At 71.7% G+C, this 14,177-nt stretch carries 16 protein-coding genes; 11 read left to right on the top strand and 5 right to left on the bottom strand.

From position 1 onward, the window contains the following. The 5 genes from ABD361_RS26325 to ABD361_RS26305 form a co-directional block, all read left to right on the top strand. A partial coding sequence (locus tag ABD361_RS26325; RefSeq protein WP_344438670.1) for an Hsp70 family protein occupies positions 1-449 on the top strand: 449 nt, incomplete at its 5' end. After that, a complete protein-coding gene (grpE, locus tag ABD361_RS26320) occupies positions 446-1,105 on the top strand; it encodes a nucleotide exchange factor GrpE (RefSeq protein ID WP_344438668.1) in 660 nt (219 codons plus the stop codon). The genes ABD361_RS26325 and grpE, both read left to right, overlap by 4 nt. Positions 1,106-1,141: 36 nt before the next feature. Next, a complete protein-coding gene (dnaJ, locus tag ABD361_RS26315) occupies positions 1,142-2,311 on the top strand; it encodes a molecular chaperone DnaJ (protein ID WP_344438666.1) in 1,170 nt (389 codons plus the stop codon). Between the two features lie 3 nt (positions 2,312-2,314). Continuing rightward, positions 2,315-2,773 (top strand): heat shock protein transcriptional repressor HspR, encoded by a 459-nt coding sequence (locus tag ABD361_RS26310; protein ID WP_344438664.1) that lies wholly within the window; start codon positions 2,315-2,317, stop codon positions 2,771-2,773. 133 nt (positions 2,774-2,906) lie between these two features. Continuing rightward, the gene (locus tag ABD361_RS26305) at positions 2,907-3,638 is read left to right on the top strand and encodes a DUF4097 family beta strand repeat-containing protein (protein ID WP_344438662.1); all 732 of its coding nucleotides are present in this window, start codon (positions 2,907-2,909) and stop codon (positions 3,636-3,638) included. Here the strand turns inward: ABD361_RS26305 and ABD361_RS26300 are convergent. Continuing rightward, the gene (locus ABD361_RS26300) at positions 3,625-4,050 is read right to left on the bottom strand and encodes an ATP-binding protein (protein WP_344438660.1); all 426 of its coding nucleotides are present in this window, start codon (positions 4,048-4,050) and stop codon (positions 3,625-3,627) included. The two genes, ABD361_RS26305 and ABD361_RS26300, sit on opposite strands and share 14 nt — an antisense overlap. A gap of 226 nt (positions 4,051-4,276) precedes the next feature. Between ABD361_RS26300 and ABD361_RS26295 the strand changes: the two genes are divergently transcribed. Then, complete coding sequence (locus ABD361_RS26295; RefSeq protein ID WP_344438658.1) at positions 4,277-5,128, top strand: helix-turn-helix domain-containing protein; 852 nt, start codon at positions 4,277-4,279, stop codon at positions 5,126-5,128. 86 nt (positions 5,129-5,214) lie between these two features. Then, positions 5,215-5,544, top strand: a complete 330-nt coding sequence (locus tag ABD361_RS26290) for a DUF397 domain-containing protein (RefSeq protein WP_344438684.1) — start codon at positions 5,215-5,217, stop codon at positions 5,542-5,544. Positions 5,545-5,847: 303 nt separating this feature from the next. On the opposite strand, the gene ABD361_RS26285 is transcribed toward ABD361_RS26290, so the two are convergent. Then, complete coding sequence (locus tag ABD361_RS26285) at positions 5,848-6,834, bottom strand: ArsR/SmtB family transcription factor (protein WP_344438656.1); 987 nt, start codon at positions 6,832-6,834, stop codon at positions 5,848-5,850. A 118-nt stretch (positions 6,835-6,952) separates the two neighbouring features. On the opposite strand from ABD361_RS26285, the gene ABD361_RS26280 reads away from it, so the two are divergent. Continuing rightward, positions 6,953-7,354: an SH3 domain-containing protein gene (locus tag ABD361_RS26280; RefSeq protein ID WP_344438654.1), complete on the top strand. Its 402-nt coding sequence runs from the start codon at positions 6,953-6,955 to the stop codon at positions 7,352-7,354. A 79-nt stretch (positions 7,355-7,433) separates the two neighbouring features. On the opposite strand, the gene ABD361_RS26275 is transcribed toward ABD361_RS26280, so the two are convergent. After that, positions 7,434-8,012, bottom strand: a complete 579-nt coding sequence (locus tag ABD361_RS26275) for a TetR/AcrR family transcriptional regulator (protein ID WP_344438652.1) — start codon at positions 8,010-8,012, stop codon at positions 7,434-7,436. Positions 8,013-8,084: 72 nt separating this feature from the next. Between ABD361_RS26275 and ABD361_RS26270 the strand changes: the two genes are divergently transcribed. Then, the gene (locus ABD361_RS26270) at positions 8,085-8,687 is read left to right on the top strand and encodes a dihydrofolate reductase family protein (protein WP_344438650.1); all 603 of its coding nucleotides are present in this window, start codon (positions 8,085-8,087) and stop codon (positions 8,685-8,687) included. Between the two features lie 221 nt (positions 8,688-8,908). Here the strand turns inward: ABD361_RS26270 and ABD361_RS26265 are convergent, their stop codons facing one another. After that, the gene (locus ABD361_RS26265) at positions 8,909-9,313 is read right to left on the bottom strand and encodes a pyridoxamine 5'-phosphate oxidase family protein (RefSeq protein ID WP_344438648.1); all 405 of its coding nucleotides are present in this window, start codon (positions 9,311-9,313) and stop codon (positions 8,909-8,911) included. 170 nt (positions 9,314-9,483) lie between these two features. Here ABD361_RS26265 and clpB point away from each other — a divergent pair, with 170 nt between their 5' ends. Both clpB and ABD361_RS26255 read left to right on the top strand, forming a co-directional pair. Continuing rightward, on the top strand, positions 9,484-12,150 hold the full coding sequence (clpB, locus tag ABD361_RS26260; RefSeq protein WP_344438646.1) for an ATP-dependent chaperone ClpB: 2,667 nt from the start codon (positions 9,484-9,486) through the stop codon (positions 12,148-12,150). 78 nt (positions 12,151-12,228) lie between these two features. Then, the gene (locus ABD361_RS26255) at positions 12,229-12,762 is read left to right on the top strand and encodes a YbjN domain-containing protein (RefSeq protein ID WP_344438644.1); all 534 of its coding nucleotides are present in this window, start codon (positions 12,229-12,231) and stop codon (positions 12,760-12,762) included. Positions 12,763-12,826: 64 nt separating this feature from the next. Here the strand turns inward: ABD361_RS26255 and ABD361_RS26250 are convergent, their stop codons facing one another. After that, on the bottom strand, positions 12,827-14,032 hold the full coding sequence (locus ABD361_RS26250) for a hypothetical protein (RefSeq protein ID WP_344438642.1): 1,206 nt from the start codon (positions 14,030-14,032) through the stop codon (positions 12,827-12,829). Positions 14,033-14,177: the final 145 nt, after the last annotated feature.

Genomic DNA, 14,177 nt, shown 5'->3' with positions numbered 1-14,177 from the left:
AGAAGATGACCGTCACCGGCGGCTCCTCGCTGCCGAAGGACGAGGTCGACCGCATGCGCCAGGAGGCCGAGCAGTACGCGGAGGAGGACCACCGCCGCCGCGAGGCCGCCGAGACCCGCAACCAGGGAGAGCAGCTCGTCTACCAGACGGAGAAGTTCCTCAAGGACAACGAGGACAAGGTCCCCGCCGAGGTCAAGACCGAGGTCGAGACGGCCGTCGCAGAGCTGAAGGACAAGCTCAAGGGCGAGGACACCGCCGAGATCCGCACCGCCACCGAGAAGGTCGCCGCGGTCAGCCAGAAGCTCGGCCAGGCCATGTACGCCGACGCCCAGGCCGCGCAGGGCGCTGCCGGTGCCGCCGGTGACGGCCAGCAGGCCAAGGCCGACGACGACGTCGTCGACGCCGAGATCGTCGACGAGGAGAAGCCGAAGGGCGGTGCGTCGGCGTGACGGAGGAGACCCCGGGCTTCAACGAGAACGAGAAGCCTGAAGGCCCCTCCGAGCCGACCGCTCCCGACGACGCGGCGAAGGCCGCCGGGTCCGCCGATCAGGCGGGCCCGGCCGGCCCGGCCCCCACGGGCGAGGAACTCGTCGAGGTAGGCCTCCAGGCACAGCTGGACCAGGCCCAGGCGGCGCTCGGGGAGCGCACCGCCGACCTGCAGCGGCTCCAGGCCGAGTACCAGAACTACCGTCGCCGGGTCGAGCGGGACCGCGCTGCGGTCAAGGAGGTCGCCGTCGCGAACCTCCTGTCCGAGCTCCTGCCCGTCCTCGACGACATCGGTCGCGCCCGTGACCACGGCGAGCTCGTCGGCGGCTTCAAGTCCGTCGCCGAGTCCCTGGAGACGGTCGCCGCCAAGATGGGCCTGCAGCAGTTCGGCAAGGAGGGCGAGCCCTTCGACCCGCTGGTGCACGAGGCGCTGATGCACAGCTACGCGCCGGACGTCACCGAGACGACCTGCGTGCAGATCCTGCAGCCGGGGTATCGCATCGGCGAGCGCACCATCCGCCCCGCGCGGGTGGCCGTCGCCGAGCCCCAGCCCGGCGCCCAGCCCAAGGCCGAGGACGAGTCGTCGGACGAGGAGAGCGGTGGCCCGGACGAGGGCTGACGCACAGCGCAGGACGAGGAAGGAGGGACGTCGAGGATGAGCCTCAGCAGGGACTTGCTCGAAAAGGATCTGTACAAGGTCCTCGGCGTCCCCAAGGACGCCACCGAGGCGGAGATCAAGAAGGCGTACCGGAAGCTCGCCCGCGAGTTCCACCCGGACGCCAACAAGGGCGACGCCTCCGCGGAGGAGCGCTTCAAGGAGATCTCCGAGGCGAACGACGTCCTCGCCGACCCCAAGCGCCGCAAGGAGTACGACGAGGCGCGCGCCCTGTTCGGCAACGGAGGCTTCCGTGCCGGGCCGGGCGCCGGCGGCTCGTTCAACTTCGACCTGGGCGACCTCTTCGGAGGCGCCCAGGGCGGTGCCGGCGGCTTCGGCGGTGGCGGCGGCATCGGTGACGTCTTCGGGGGACTGTTCAACCGCGGCGGTGCCACCCGCACCCAGCCGCGCCGCGGCCAGGACATCGAGTCCGAGGTCACCCTCAGCTTCACCGAAGCGGTCGAGGGCGCCACGGTCCCGCTGCGCATGTCCTCCGCAGCCGCCTGCAAGGCGTGCTCCGGCACCGGCGACAAGAACGGCACACCGCGCGTGTGCCCCACCTGCGTCGGCACCGGCCAGGTCTCGCGGGGCACAGGCGGCGGCTTCTCGCTGACCGACCCCTGCCCGGACTGCAAGGGCCGCGGGCTCACCCCCGAGCACCCCTGCGACGTCTGCCACGGCAGCGGCCGGGCCAGGTCCGCCCGCACCATGCAGGTCCGCATCCCCGCCGGAGTCTCCGACGGCCAGCGGATCCGCCTGCGCGGCAAGGGCGCCCCCGGGGAGCGCGGCGGCCCCAGCGGCGACCTCTACGTCGTCGTCCACGTCGGCACCCACCCCGTCTTCGGGCGCAAGGACGACAACCTCACCGTCACGGTCCCCGTCACCTTCACGGAGGCGGCCCTCGGCGGCGAGATCAAGGTGCCCACCCTCGGCGGGCCCCCGGTCACCCTGAAGCTCCCCGCCGGCACCCCCAACGGCCGCACGATGCGCGCCCGCGGCAAGGGCGCCGTCCGCAAGGACGGCACCCGCGGCGACCTCCTGGTGACCGTCGAGGTCGCCGTGCCCACCAGCCTCGACGACAAGGCCCGGGAAGCCCTGGAGACCTATCGGGAGGCGACCGCCAGCGAAGACCCGCGAGCGGAACTGTTCCAGGCCGCGAAGGGAGCCTGAGCCATGGAAGGTAGTGGCCGTCGACGCAACCCCTACGAGCTGACCGACGACTCGCCGGTCTACGTCATCTCCGTAGCCGCCCAGCTGTCGGGCCTGCACCCGCAGACCCTCCGGCAGTACGACCGCCTCGGTCTGGTCTCCCCCGACCGCACCGCCGGTCGCGGCCGCCGCTACTCCGCCCGTGACATCGAGCTCCTGCGCCAGGTGCAGACGCTCAGCCAGGACGAGGGCATCAACCTCGCCGGCATCAAGCGCATCATCGAACTGGAGACCCAGGTCGCCGCGCTCCAGGCCCGCGTGGCCGAACTCCAGGCCGTGGTCGACGGCGCCGCCGCCGCCATGCAGCAGCGCGAGGCCGCCGTCCACGCCTCGTACCGGCGCGACCTCGTCCCGTACCAGGAGGTCCAGCAGGCCAGCGCGCTGGTCGTCTGGCGCCCCAAGCGGGAGCAGAAGAAGCACTGAGCGCTTCGCCCCGACCCGGCCCCTGACAGGGGCCGGGTCGGGGGTGCATCAGGGGAATCCCCCATGGGCGCCGCCCACCCCCGCGCATAGCCTCTCCGTGTCTGATCCTCTTTCACGAACGGTGGGAACCCTCATGCGCGCGCGTCTCCGTCTCATCACCGCCCTCGCCGCGACCGGCGTGGCCGTCGGAGCCCTCAGCGCCTGCGGCAGCCTCCTGAACAAGGACTTCGAGGACGACACCACGATCTCCCAGAAGATCACCTCCGTCCGCATCGACAACGAATCCGGCGCCGTCACCCTCATCGGCGACGAAGGCGGCACCAACGTCGGCCTCCACCGCCGCGTCGAATACGGCGGCGACCGCCCCCAGGGGGCCACCCACCGCATCGAGAACGGCGTCCTCGTCCTCCGCGGCTGCGGCGACGACTGCGCCGTCGCCTACACCGTCCACCTGCCGGCCGGCCTCCCGGTCACCGGCAAGAACTCCAGCGGCGCGCTCACGCTCAAGAAGACCGGTGCGGTGTCGGTGTCCACCGACTCCGGTGCCATCGACGTCGTCGACGTCCGCGGGCCCGTCGACGTCCGCGCCGACAGCGGTGCCATCACGGGCCGGGGCCTGCACGGTGGACCCGTGAAGGCCAGGACGGGCAGTGGTGCCATCGACCTCACGCTGTCGGCGCCGCAGGACGTCCAGGCCACGGCAGGTAGCGGGGCGGTCGACGTCACCGTTCCGGCCGCCACGTACCGCGTCAGCGCCAAGACCGGCAGCGGCGGCAAGGACATCGAGGTGGAGAACGACTCCTCCGGCAAGTACCGGATCGACGCGTCGACGGGCAGCGGCGCGTTGACGATCAAGCGCGGCTGATCTCGCACCACACGGATTTGGCTCCGCCGCCGGGGGAGGGGGCGTGCCCCCAGCGGTCCGCGAGCGCCTGCAGCAGGCGAAGCCCTCGGCCGTTCTCCCCGTACGGGCGCACGGCGCGGGGGGTCGGCGGACGCGGGCAGTTGTCCCGCACGGTGACGCGCAGAACGCGCCACTCCGACCACCACAGGCTCAACTCGGCGGTGCCGCTCGTGTGCACGATGGCGTTGGTGAGCATCTCGTTGGCCAGCAGCTCGGCCCGGCCGATCAGTTCGCCCAGCTCGTGCGCGAGCAGCGCGGCGCGCAGGGTGGTACGAGCGACGCGGACCGCTCTCGCGTCGTGCGGCACGAGCAGGCTGTACTCGAACGGTTCGATGCGCTCTGCGGTTTCCTTGACGGGGAAGGGCAGCAGCATGTCGCCTCCTGCGGTGGGGTGAGGCGGCCGAAGCGGTGTCATTGCCGGTCGCTGCCGCGTTGCGGGCAGCCCGGTGCGCTTCCGCGGGCCGGAACGGTGCCGCTGCGTGTGCGGCACGCGACTCAACGTAGGGGGCTATGTAGCCCCGCTGCAACGGAGTCGCCGAAGTTCGCCCCATCGGGGCACAGCGTGGCCTCACGCCGTTCGCAGCAGGGAGACTGACCCCATGCCGCCCAGGAACAACCCCACCGCGCGCCAGGCGCGTCTCGGTACCGAGTTGCGCAAGATGCGCGAGCGCGCAGGCCTGACCGCTCGCGAGGCCGCCGCGCAGCTGGGCGTAACGCCCATGCGGATGAGCCACATTGAGATCGGCCGCCTCGGCGTGAGCGAGGAGCGGTTGCGGAAGTTCGCAATGCATTACGGCTGCAGCGACAGCGCCTACATCGATGCGCTGGCGGAACTTACTGGGCGCCAGGAGCGCGGCTGGTGGGAGAAGCATCAAGGGCTGCTGCCGCAGCGGTCGCTGGATCTCGCTGCTTTGGAGTGGCACGCCAGTGGCATCGACGGGCTGCAGATCGTTCACATCCCAGGGCTCCTGCAAACTGAGGCATACACCCGAGCGATCTTCTCGCACATGCCGCAGGAGGCCAGGCCCAGCAACCTTGACGCCATCGTCGATTTCCGGATGCGACGCCAGGAAGTGCTTGATCGCGAGGATCCGCCTCCCTACAGGGCGTTCATCCATGAGGCGGCACTGCGTATGAAGGTTGGAGACCGGAACGTCGTGCGCCAGCAGTTGGAGCTGATCGCAGCGAGGTCGGAACGGCCCGGTACGACCGTGAGGGTAGTGCCGTTCTCGGCCGAGGGTTTCGTCTGCATGGGCTACGCGATGCAATACATGGCGGGAGGCGTCCCCCGGCTCGACACCGTGCAGATCGACGAAGTGCACGGCAGCGTGTTCCTCGACGCCCAGGAAGAGCTCGAACGCTACCGCGCCGTCTTGCGGACGGTTGATCGGTTGGCGCTCGGAGTCGAGGCGAGTCGAGACTTCGTCCGGAGCATTGCTCGCGAGCATTAAGAGGTGCGGTCGTGAATCCCCTGGTATGGCAGAAGAGTTCCCTGTCCGGCACAGGCCCGGACAACTCCTGCGTGGAGTTGGCCCTCATGCGAGGTGACTGGCGGGGGAGCACGCGCTCCGGAGGAGGCCCGCGCAACGACTGCACGGAGGTTGCCGCGACTCCAAGGACGTGGCTGAAGACCTACGTCTCTGGGCCTTGGCCCAGCAACGAGTGCGTTGAGGTCGCTGCGTTAAGGCATCAGAAGTCCTCCTATTCGGGCACCGGACCCGGCAACGACTGCGTCGAGGTCGCGGCGGCTCCGGCCGCCATCGCCCTTCGCGAAAGCGACGACCCGGAGGTCGTCATAACCACCGCCCCCGCCACGCTGGCGGCCCTCGTGCGGGCCGCCAAAGGCGGGCGGCTGGGCGCCCCGTAGGGGCGCGGGGAACTGCGCGATCGGCCACCGGCGGCCCGCAGTCGACCGCGCACCCCGGCACCCCTTCTGCGGGCGCGTCGTGGTTTCTCGCGCAGTTCCCCGCGCCCCTTACGGGGCGCTGTGGTGCTGCGTGGCGTCGAACTGCGGGACGCGGCTGGGGGCACCCCATAGGGGCGCGGGGAACTGCGCGGTCGGCCACCGGCGGCCTGCAGCCGAAGCACGGTCCCCATCCGCGGGCGCGTCGTGGCTTGTCGCGCAGTTCCCCGCGCCCCTACGGGGGGCCCGCGGCACCGGGACGCGCCACTAGGCCGGTACGCGGGGGGTGGCGCCGTTGAGGAGGGCGGTGCCGAGCGCCGTCGTGGCGTGCAGGACCGCGTTGCGGCGGCGGCTGCTGTGGATCAGGCCCGCTTCGCGCAGGGCGCCGAGGTGCCGGCTGGCGTTGGGGGCGGTGGTGCCCGTGCGGCGGGCCAGTTCGCCCGTGGTGGCGGGGCCGTGGGCGCTCTCCTGCAGCAGTCGGGCCCGTACCGGTCCCAGCAGGGCGGGCAGGGCCGTCGGTGCGCCGCCGGAGGCCCAGCCGGGGTCGTGGTCGATGGGATGGACCAGGACGGGGGCCATGTCCTGGGCGACGACGCTGGTGGCCTGGTAGCGGCAGAAGAAGGACGGTTGCAGGACGAGGCCGCGCCCTTCGAGGTGGACGTCGCGGTCGTCGGGGTAGTCCAGTTCCAGCACGGGAGGGTTCCAGCGTGCCGTGGGGTGCAGGGAGGTGAACACCGCTTCCCAGCCGCCCCTGGCGAGCAGGGCGGAGCGGCGGGCGCGGTCCTGCCGGATCTCCTTGCCGATGCGCTGCCAGTGGGGGGCCAGGCAGGCGTCGAAGTAGGTCTTCACGGCGTCGGTCAGGCGCCCGAGGGTCTCCGTGCCGTCGGCCAAGTGGGCGCACCAGGCGGGTAAGCGGCGTCCGGGGTGCTGCCGGTGGAACTCCTGCAGGTCGCGGCGGATGGCGCTGCGCTCCGTGGACCGCAGCAGGTCGAGGCCGGCGGCGAGGCTGCCGCCCGACGGGGCCGGGGTGAGGAAGTCGAGGCAGTAGCCCTTCGCGGGGGCGACGGGGGAGAGCATGCGGGTGGCTGCCGTGGGCAGGCGGCGCAGGACGTCACGCCGCCAGGGGGCGAAGAGGACGCCGCTGTCGCGGCGCTGGAGTCTGTGCAGGCTGATGGACACCTCCCAGAGGGGGTCGGGGTGCTCGGCGAGTGTCGTACGGGCGAGGTCCTCGCCGGTGAAGTGGATACGGAGCATCTGTGTCTCCTTCGTGCCGGGCTTCCGAGCAGGGAGTGTGCGTTCAGGCGCACACAAGTGCCGTTCGTGAAGGGCTGGTTGCCAGACTTCCGGTATCCCGACGGAAAGGGGAACGAGCATGTACAGACCAGCGTGGCTCGCCGCTCTCGCCGGTGCGGCCCTTTTGGGCCCGGGCCTTGCTCTCAGCCCGGTGGCGCAGGCCTCGGAGGCGTCGCAGGGGCTGCCGCCGGAGCTCGCCCTGTTCGGCTGCTCGCACGCGTGGTCCGACCGGGACAAGGATGGTGAAGCGGACATCGATCGGACGGACGTCAATGTGCGCTCCGGTCCGCATGCCACTTCCGACGGCGGCCCGTGCAGCGTGCTGTTCCAGCTCGACCGTGATGACCACGTCTACTACCACTGCTATACGACGACGAACAGTGAGGGCACCTGGACGCATCTGCGCAAGAGGGGTGGCTCGCAGATGGGGTGGGTGAAGGACACGTTCCTCCCCGGCGGAGGAAGCAGCGAGCGCTGCTAGCGCCGCTCTCGTGAGGCCCCGCCAGCGTGGCTGTGGGGCCCGGGGCGGTTGCGTGCAACCGCCCCGGGCCCGGTGGTGTTCATTCGGTGGAGACGATGCGCTCCACCGCCGCCGTCACCAGTTGCTCCCGCTCCTCCTCCGTGAAGACGTCCGGCAGGGTGAGCTGCTCCACGATCAGCCAGTTGAGGGCCAGGATGAGCAGCTTGACGGCCGTGGCGTCACCGGGGAGGCCGGAGGCCTCGTGGTAGGCGAGGTTGGCGTCGATGTCGGCGCGGACGCGCTCGGTGAGGACCTTGCGCAGCTCGGGGCGGCGGGTGGCCTCCAGGCGCAGTTCGAGCAGGGCCAGGTAGCCGGTGCGGAAGGCGGCGATGCGGCCGACGAGTTCGCGCATGAGCTGTGCGTACGTCTCGCGGTCGCGGCCGGCGGTGCGCTGGCGGGTGATCGTGGCCTCGTCGGGTTGGAGGCGTTCGTAGACGCGGGCGCCGGCCTGGGTGAGCAGGTCGTCGCGGTTGGCGAAGTAGTTGGACGCGGTGCCGGTGGGCACGGCGGCGGCGGTGTCGACCGCCCGGAAGGTCAGGCCGCGTGCGCCTTCAGCGGCCAGCACCTCGATCGCAGCGTCGACGAGGGCGGCGCGTCGCTCGTCGTTGCGTCTCACCATTGACACCACTCCAGATGTAGTACTACGTTCTGATCACTTCAATCAGAGTACTACGCAAGGAGTGGTCAGCGTATGCGCAAGCTCGTCTACTACGTCGCCGTCACCCTCGACGGGCGCATCGCCGGCCCCGGCGGTGAGTACGACTTCTTCCCCCAAGGCGACGAGGCGCAAGCGGCCGCCTACTCCGCCTGGACCACCACGCTGTACCCCGAGACCGTGCCGACCGCCTTCCGTGAGGCGGTCGGGGTGGCCGATGCGCCGAACCGGCACTTCGACACGGTTCTGATGGGCCTGGGTGCGTACCGCCCCGGTCTGGACGCGGGGATGACCAGCCCGTACGCGCACCTGCGCCAGTACGTCGTCTCCAGCACCCTGCAGGCCGACATCGACCCGGCCGTCACCGTCGTGCCGGGCGACCCGCTCGCGCTCGTGCGCGAGCTCAAGGAGGAGGACTCCGCGCTGGGCATCTGGCTCTGCGGCGGCGGGAAGCTCGCGGGCGCGCTGCTGCCCGAGATCGACGAACTGGTGATCAAGAACTACCCGGTCGTCGCCGGCGACGGGATCCCGGCCTTCGACGGCGCCTTCGACCCCACGGTCTTCGACGTCGCCGAGCGCACGGCCTTCCCCAACGGCGTGACCCTCACGCGCCTGACCCGCCGCGTCCAGGCCAACTAGGGGCTCCGCCCCGTAGGGGCGCGGGGAACTGCGCGACAAGCCACGGCGTGCCCGCGGACGGGGTGCCGGGGTAGCGGGTCGACTGCCGGCCGTCAGTGGCTGATCGCGCAGTTCCCCGCGCCCCTACGGGGCGCTGCCTGTCTGTCGGGCAGGTCTTCGTCGCGCGGCACCCCGCGCCCCTACGGGGCGCTGGTCGATCGCGCCCCTGACGGCGTAGGCCGTCAGCCGCGGCCCAGGGCGCGGGTGACCGTGATTTCTATGAGGACCCGGTCCGGGTTGGGGGAGGGCGTCCGGCCGTAGCGCTCCGCGTAACGGCGCACCGCGTCGTCCACCGCGTCCGCCTCCGTGCGGACGACCGCGCGGCCCTCCAGCGTGGCCCAGCGCCTGCCCTGGTGCTGGGCCACGGCGACGCGGGCGCCGGCGGGGCCGGCGGCTTGGACGTTGGCGACCTTGCGGCTGCTCTTGTTGCAGATGACCCGGGCCGTGCGGGTGTCCGGGTCGAAGGTGACCCCGACCGGGACGACGTGCGGGGAGCCGTCGGGGCGCAGGGTGGTCAGCGTGCACACGTGCCGCTCCTGCCAGAAGCTGAGGTAGGCGGCGTCGAGGGCGTCGAGGTCGAGGGCCATGCGGCCAGGTTAGGTCAGGGGCGGGCGCGCCGAGGGGCGCGCCCGTCCGGGTGTGCGCTGCACTTTTCGGGTGAGGGGGCTGCCCCTGCCGGGTTGAGTGGAATAGACTCAACTTATCGGACGTTGTCCCAGGCAATGCTGCCGTTCGGACAGGAGGAGGAGCGCAGGCCGTGGATGCCGAGCTGACGAACAAGAGCCGGGAGGCGCTCAGCGCCGCCAACGACCGGGCCGTCACGGCGGGCCACGCCGACATGACGCCGGCGCATCTGCTGCTGGCGCTGCTGGCCGGCCGGGACAACGAGAACGTGATGGACCTGCTGGCCGCCGTCGAGGCGGACGCGGCCGCGCTGCGGTCGGGCGCCGAGCGGCTGCTGGCGGGCCTGCCGAGCGTGCAGGGGTCGACCGTGGCGCCGCCGCAGCCCAATCGCGAGCTGCTGGCCGCGCTGGCGGATGCCGCCGACCGCGCGCGGGACCTGGGGGACGAGTACATCTCCACCGAGCACCTGCTGATGGGCCTGGCCGCGAAGGGCGGGGCCACCGGCGAGCTCCTGGCGCGCCAGGGCGCCTCGGCCGCCCGGCTGCTGGAGGCGTTCGAGAACGTGCGCGGCGGGCAGCGCGTGACCTCGGCCGACCCGGAGGGCACGTACAAGGCGCTGGAGAAGTTCGGTACGGACTTCACGGCCGCCGCGCGCGAGGGCAGGCTCGACCCCGTCATCGGGCGCGACCACGAGATCCGCCGCGTCGTGCAGGTGCTCTCCCGGCGCACCAAGAACAACCCCGTCCTCATCGGCGAGCCGGGCGTCGGCAAGACCGCCGTCGTGGAGGGCCTCGCCCAGCGCATAGTCAAGGGCGACGTCCCCGAGTCGCTGCGCAACAAGCGCCTGGTCGCCCTCGACCTGGGCGCGATGGTGGCGGGCGCGAAGTACCGGGGCGAGTTCGAGGAGCGGCTGAAGACCGTCCTGGCGGAAATCAAGGCCAGCGAGGGCCGGATCATCACCTTCATCGACGAGCTGCACACCGTGGTCGGCGCGGGCGCCGGCGGCGACTCCGCCATGGACGCGGGCAACATGCTCAAGCCCATGCTGGCCCGCGGCGAGCTGCGCATGGTCGGTGCGACGACCCTCGACGAGTACCGCGAGCGCATCGAGAAGGACCCGGCGCTGGAGCGGCGCTTCCAGCAAGTACTTGTCGCAGAGCCGTCCGTCGAGGACACCATCGCCATCCTGCGCGGCCTCAAGGGCCGCTACGAGGCGCACCACAAGGTGCAGATCGCCGACTCGGCGCTGGTCGCCGCGGCGACCCTGTCCGACCGCTACATCACCTCCCGCTTCCTGCCGGACAAGGCCATCGACCTGGTCGACGAGGCCGCCTCCCGGCTGCGCATGGAGATCGACTCCTCGCCCGTCGAGATCGACGAGCTCCAGCGCGCGGTCGACCGGCTGAAGATGGAGGAGCTGGCGCTGAACAACGAGTCGGACGAGGCCAGCAAGGAGCGCCTGGCCAAGCTGCGCCGCGACCTGGCCGACAAGGAGGAGGAGCTGCGGGGGCTGACCGCCCGCTGGGAGAAGGAGAAGCAGTCCCTCAACCGGGTCGGTGAGCTCAAGGAGCGCCTGGACGACCTGCGGGTGCAGGCCGAGCGCGCCCAGCGCGACGGCGACTTCGACACCGCCTCCAAGGTGCTCTACGGCGAGATCCCCGGCGTCGAGCGGGAGCTGGAGGAGGCCGCGCGGGCCGAGGCGGAGGCCGAGCAGGAGGCCGCCGAGAAGGACCTGATGGTCAAGGAGGAGGTCGGCCCGGACGACATCGCGGACGTCGTCGGCTCCTGGACGGGCATTCCGGCCGGCCGCCTGCTGGAGGGCGAGACGCAGAAGCTGCTGCGCATGGAGGACGAGCTCGGCAAGCGGCTGATCGGGCAGGCGGAGGCCGTCCGGGCGGTCTCGGACGCCGTGCGGCGCAGCCGGGCCGGCATCGCGGACCCCGACCGGCCCACCGGCTCGTTCCTCTTCCTGGGCCCGACCGGCGTGGGCAAGACGGAGCTGGCCAAGGCGCTCGCCGACTTCCTCTTCGACGACGAGCGGGCCATGGTCCGCATCGACATGAGCGAGTACGGCGAGAAGCACTCGGTGGCCCGCCTGGTCGGCGCCCCGCCCGGCTACGTCGGCTACGAGGAGGGCGGCCAGCTCACCGAGGCGGTGCGCCGCCGGCCGTACAGCGTGATCCTGCTGGACGAGGTGGAGAAGGCCCACCACGAGGTCTTCGACATCCTGCTGCAGGTGCTCGACGACGGCCGGCTCACGGACGGCCAGGGACGGACGGTCGACTTCCGCAACACCATCCTCATCCTCACCTCCAACCTCGGCTCGGTCTTCCTGGTGGACCCGCTGCTGAGCGAGGAGCAGAAGAAGGAGAAGGTGCTGGAGACCGTCCGCGCCTCCTTCCGCCCCGAGTTCCTCAACCGCCTCGACGACACCGTCGTCTTCCACCCGCTGGGCACCGGCCAGCTGGAGCGCATCGCCGAGATCCAGATCGGTCACCTGCAGCGACGCCTGGCCGACCGCCGGCTCACCCTCGACGTCGACGCCGATGCCCTGCGCTGGCTGGCCCGGCTGGGGCAGCCGGAGGAGGCCGGCGCCGCGCCGGACCTCACCTACGGCGCCCGCCCGCTGCGCCGCCTGGTGCAGACGGCCATCGGCGACCGGCTGGCCCGGGCGATCCTCTCGGGCGAGGTGCGCGACGGCGACACGGTGGGGGTTTCGGTGGCGGACGGCGGGCAGGAGCTCACCGTCTCCCCCGTCCGCGCCGCCGCACGTCAGGCGGCCGCCGCGAAAAGCCTGTGACATACGGCGAGGCGGGGGTACCAGCCCCCGCCCGTGATGGGGGAGGATGGCGGGAGACCGTACGAAGGGAATTTAACGGTGAGCATCGACCCGTCCTCGATTCCGAATTTCGGGGGCCAGCCCGAACCGCAGCCTGAGGCGGGCCCGACCGGCCCCGTCATCCCCGACCAGGACCTGATCAAGCAGCTCCTCGAGCAGATGGAGCTGAAGTACGTGGTGGACGAGGAGGGCGACCTCGCCGCTCCGTGGGAGCAGTTCCGCACGTACTTCATGTTCCGCGGCGAGGAGGAGCAGCAGGTCTTCTCCGTGCGCACGTTCTACGACCGTCCGCACGCCATCGAGGAGAAGGGCAAGATCCTCGAGGTCGTCGACGACTGGAACCGTCGCACCCTGTGGCCGAAGGTCTACACCCACACCCACGACGACGGCACCGTCCGCCTCATCGGCGAGGCGCAGATGCTGATCGGCGTCGGGGTGGCGCTGGAGCACTTCGTCTCCAGCACGGTCAGCTGGGTGCGCGCCTCGATCGAGTTCGACAAGTGGCTCGTGGAGCAGCTCGGCCTGGAGGCCGACTTCGAGTCCGGCGACGACAAGCCGGACGACGAGGGCTGAGCCCCGCTCTTCCCATCGGGACTCCGCTTCCCATCGGGACCCCGCTTCCCGTCAGGGCCCCGTTTCACATCGGGACCCTGGCGACCGTCAGCAGGTACGTCCCGTAGAAGAACGACAGCCCGGCCAGCGCGGCCGTCGCCAGGGCGGCGGTGCGCGGCCGGGCCCTCGCCATGGCCAGCGCGGCCGGCAGCAGCAGCGGGAACGCCGGCATCAGGAAGCGCGGCTTGGAAGCGAAATAGCTGGAGCCGCCGACCGCGATGACGACGAGCACCAGCACGTACACCAGCAGCGTGGCCGGCGGCCGGTCCAGGGCCAGCAGCACCAGCGAGAACAGCGCCACGACCAGGATCAGCAGCGTGGCGTAGTACGCCAGGGAGTCCCGCCCGACGATCAGGTGCCGCACGAAGCCGAAGGCGTTCTGGCCGAAGTCGAAGCGCGATCCCCACAGCCGCTGCACCTCGAAGTAGCCCAGCACCCCGTGCCCCGAGCGCAGGCCCGCCCACAGCACGTACCCGGCCCAGCCCAGGGGCGCCAGCAGCGCCCCCGCCCACAGCCGCGGGTCGGTGCGGGCGCGCGGATCGCGCCACAGGGCGAGCGCGGCGGCGGTGCACACGGCCGCGGCCACGGCGACCCCGTTGGGCCGCGACAGCCCCGCGGCCAGGGCCAGGACGCCGGCCGTCAGCCTGCGCCCGGTGAGCACCGCGTACAGCGACCAGGCGGCCAGCGCGGTCATCAGCGACTCGGTGTAGGCCATCGTCTGCACGATCGCGTGCGGCAGCAGCCCCCACAGCAGCACCAGTGCGGTGGCCACCCGGCGCCCGTGCAGGTGCTCGCCCACCGCGTACAGCCCCCAGGCGGCGGCCAGGGCCGACACCCCGGACACCAGCAGCCCGGCGGTGACCGGCGTGATCGGCAGCATGGTGGTCAGGGCCCGCACGAGGCCGGGGAAGAGCGGGAAGAAGGCGAGGTCGTTGAAGACCACGCCCTTGCTGGTGGGGGAGGGCACGACCAGGCCGTAGCCGTGCCGGGCGATGCCCGCGTACCAGATGCCGTCCCACAGGTGGCCCAGCAGCGTGCGCGGGTGCTTGCCGATCCACAGGGCCCAGGCGGCCATGGCGATGGTGCCGGTCATCCGCGCCACGGCGTACAGGCCGAGCGCGGGCAGGGCCCGGTCGAAGGCCTGGAGCACCCGGTCCCTGTACGGGCGGCGCTCCTCCGGGGCGCGGCGCGGCTCCGGAGCCCGTACGGGCGCGGCGGCGTCGGCGGACACGGGGGCACCTCCGGTGCGATGCGGGGGGCTGCTGACGTGACGATCCGGGCATACCGACCATGTCGCGCGTGCCTCGCGCGCGCGACCGGGAAACGCCCGTAAGCGGTGCCCCTTCCACCCGCTCGGCGGCACCCGGGCGTGTCGC

Origin of the sequence: Streptomyces luteosporeus (assembly GCF_039532865.1) — a bacterium.
GTDB classification, from domain to species: Bacteria; Actinomycetota; Actinomycetes; order Streptomycetales; family Streptomycetaceae; genus Streptomyces; species Streptomyces luteosporeus.
Note: the sequence above shows the minus strand (reverse complement) of the source record. Positions and strands in the feature narration are given on the sequence as shown.

Excerpts from the sequence above, each read along its gene's own strand:
- dnaJ (WP_344438666.1), top strand. The coding sequence starts at position 1,142 with ATGAGCCTCAGCAGGGACTTGCTCGAAAAGGATCTGTACAAGGTCCTC.
- ABD361_RS26310 (WP_344438664.1), top strand. The coding sequence starts at position 2,315 with ATGGAAGGTAGTGGCCGTCGACGCAACCCCTACGAGCTGACCGACGAC.
- ABD361_RS26305 (WP_344438662.1), top strand. The coding sequence starts at position 2,907 with ATGCGCGCGCGTCTCCGTCTCATCACCGCCCTCGCCGCGACCGGCGTG.
- ABD361_RS26300 (WP_344438660.1), bottom strand. The coding sequence starts at position 4,050 with ATGCTGCTGCCCTTCCCCGTCAAGGAAACCGCAGAGCGCATCGAACCG.
- ABD361_RS26295 (WP_344438658.1), top strand. The coding sequence starts at position 4,277 with ATGCCGCCCAGGAACAACCCCACCGCGCGCCAGGCGCGTCTCGGTACC.
- ABD361_RS26290 (WP_344438684.1), top strand. The coding sequence starts at position 5,215 with ATGCGAGGTGACTGGCGGGGGAGCACGCGCTCCGGAGGAGGCCCGCGC.
- ABD361_RS26285 (WP_344438656.1), bottom strand. The coding sequence starts at position 6,834 with ATGCTCCGTATCCACTTCACCGGCGAGGACCTCGCCCGTACGACACTC.
- ABD361_RS26280 (WP_344438654.1), top strand. The coding sequence starts at position 6,953 with ATGTACAGACCAGCGTGGCTCGCCGCTCTCGCCGGTGCGGCCCTTTTG.
- ABD361_RS26275 (WP_344438652.1), bottom strand. The coding sequence starts at position 8,012 with ATGGTGAGACGCAACGACGAGCGACGCGCCGCCCTCGTCGACGCTGCG.
- ABD361_RS26270 (WP_344438650.1), top strand. The coding sequence starts at position 8,085 with ATGCGCAAGCTCGTCTACTACGTCGCCGTCACCCTCGACGGGCGCATC.
- ABD361_RS26265 (WP_344438648.1), bottom strand. The coding sequence starts at position 9,313 with ATGGCCCTCGACCTCGACGCCCTCGACGCCGCCTACCTCAGCTTCTGG.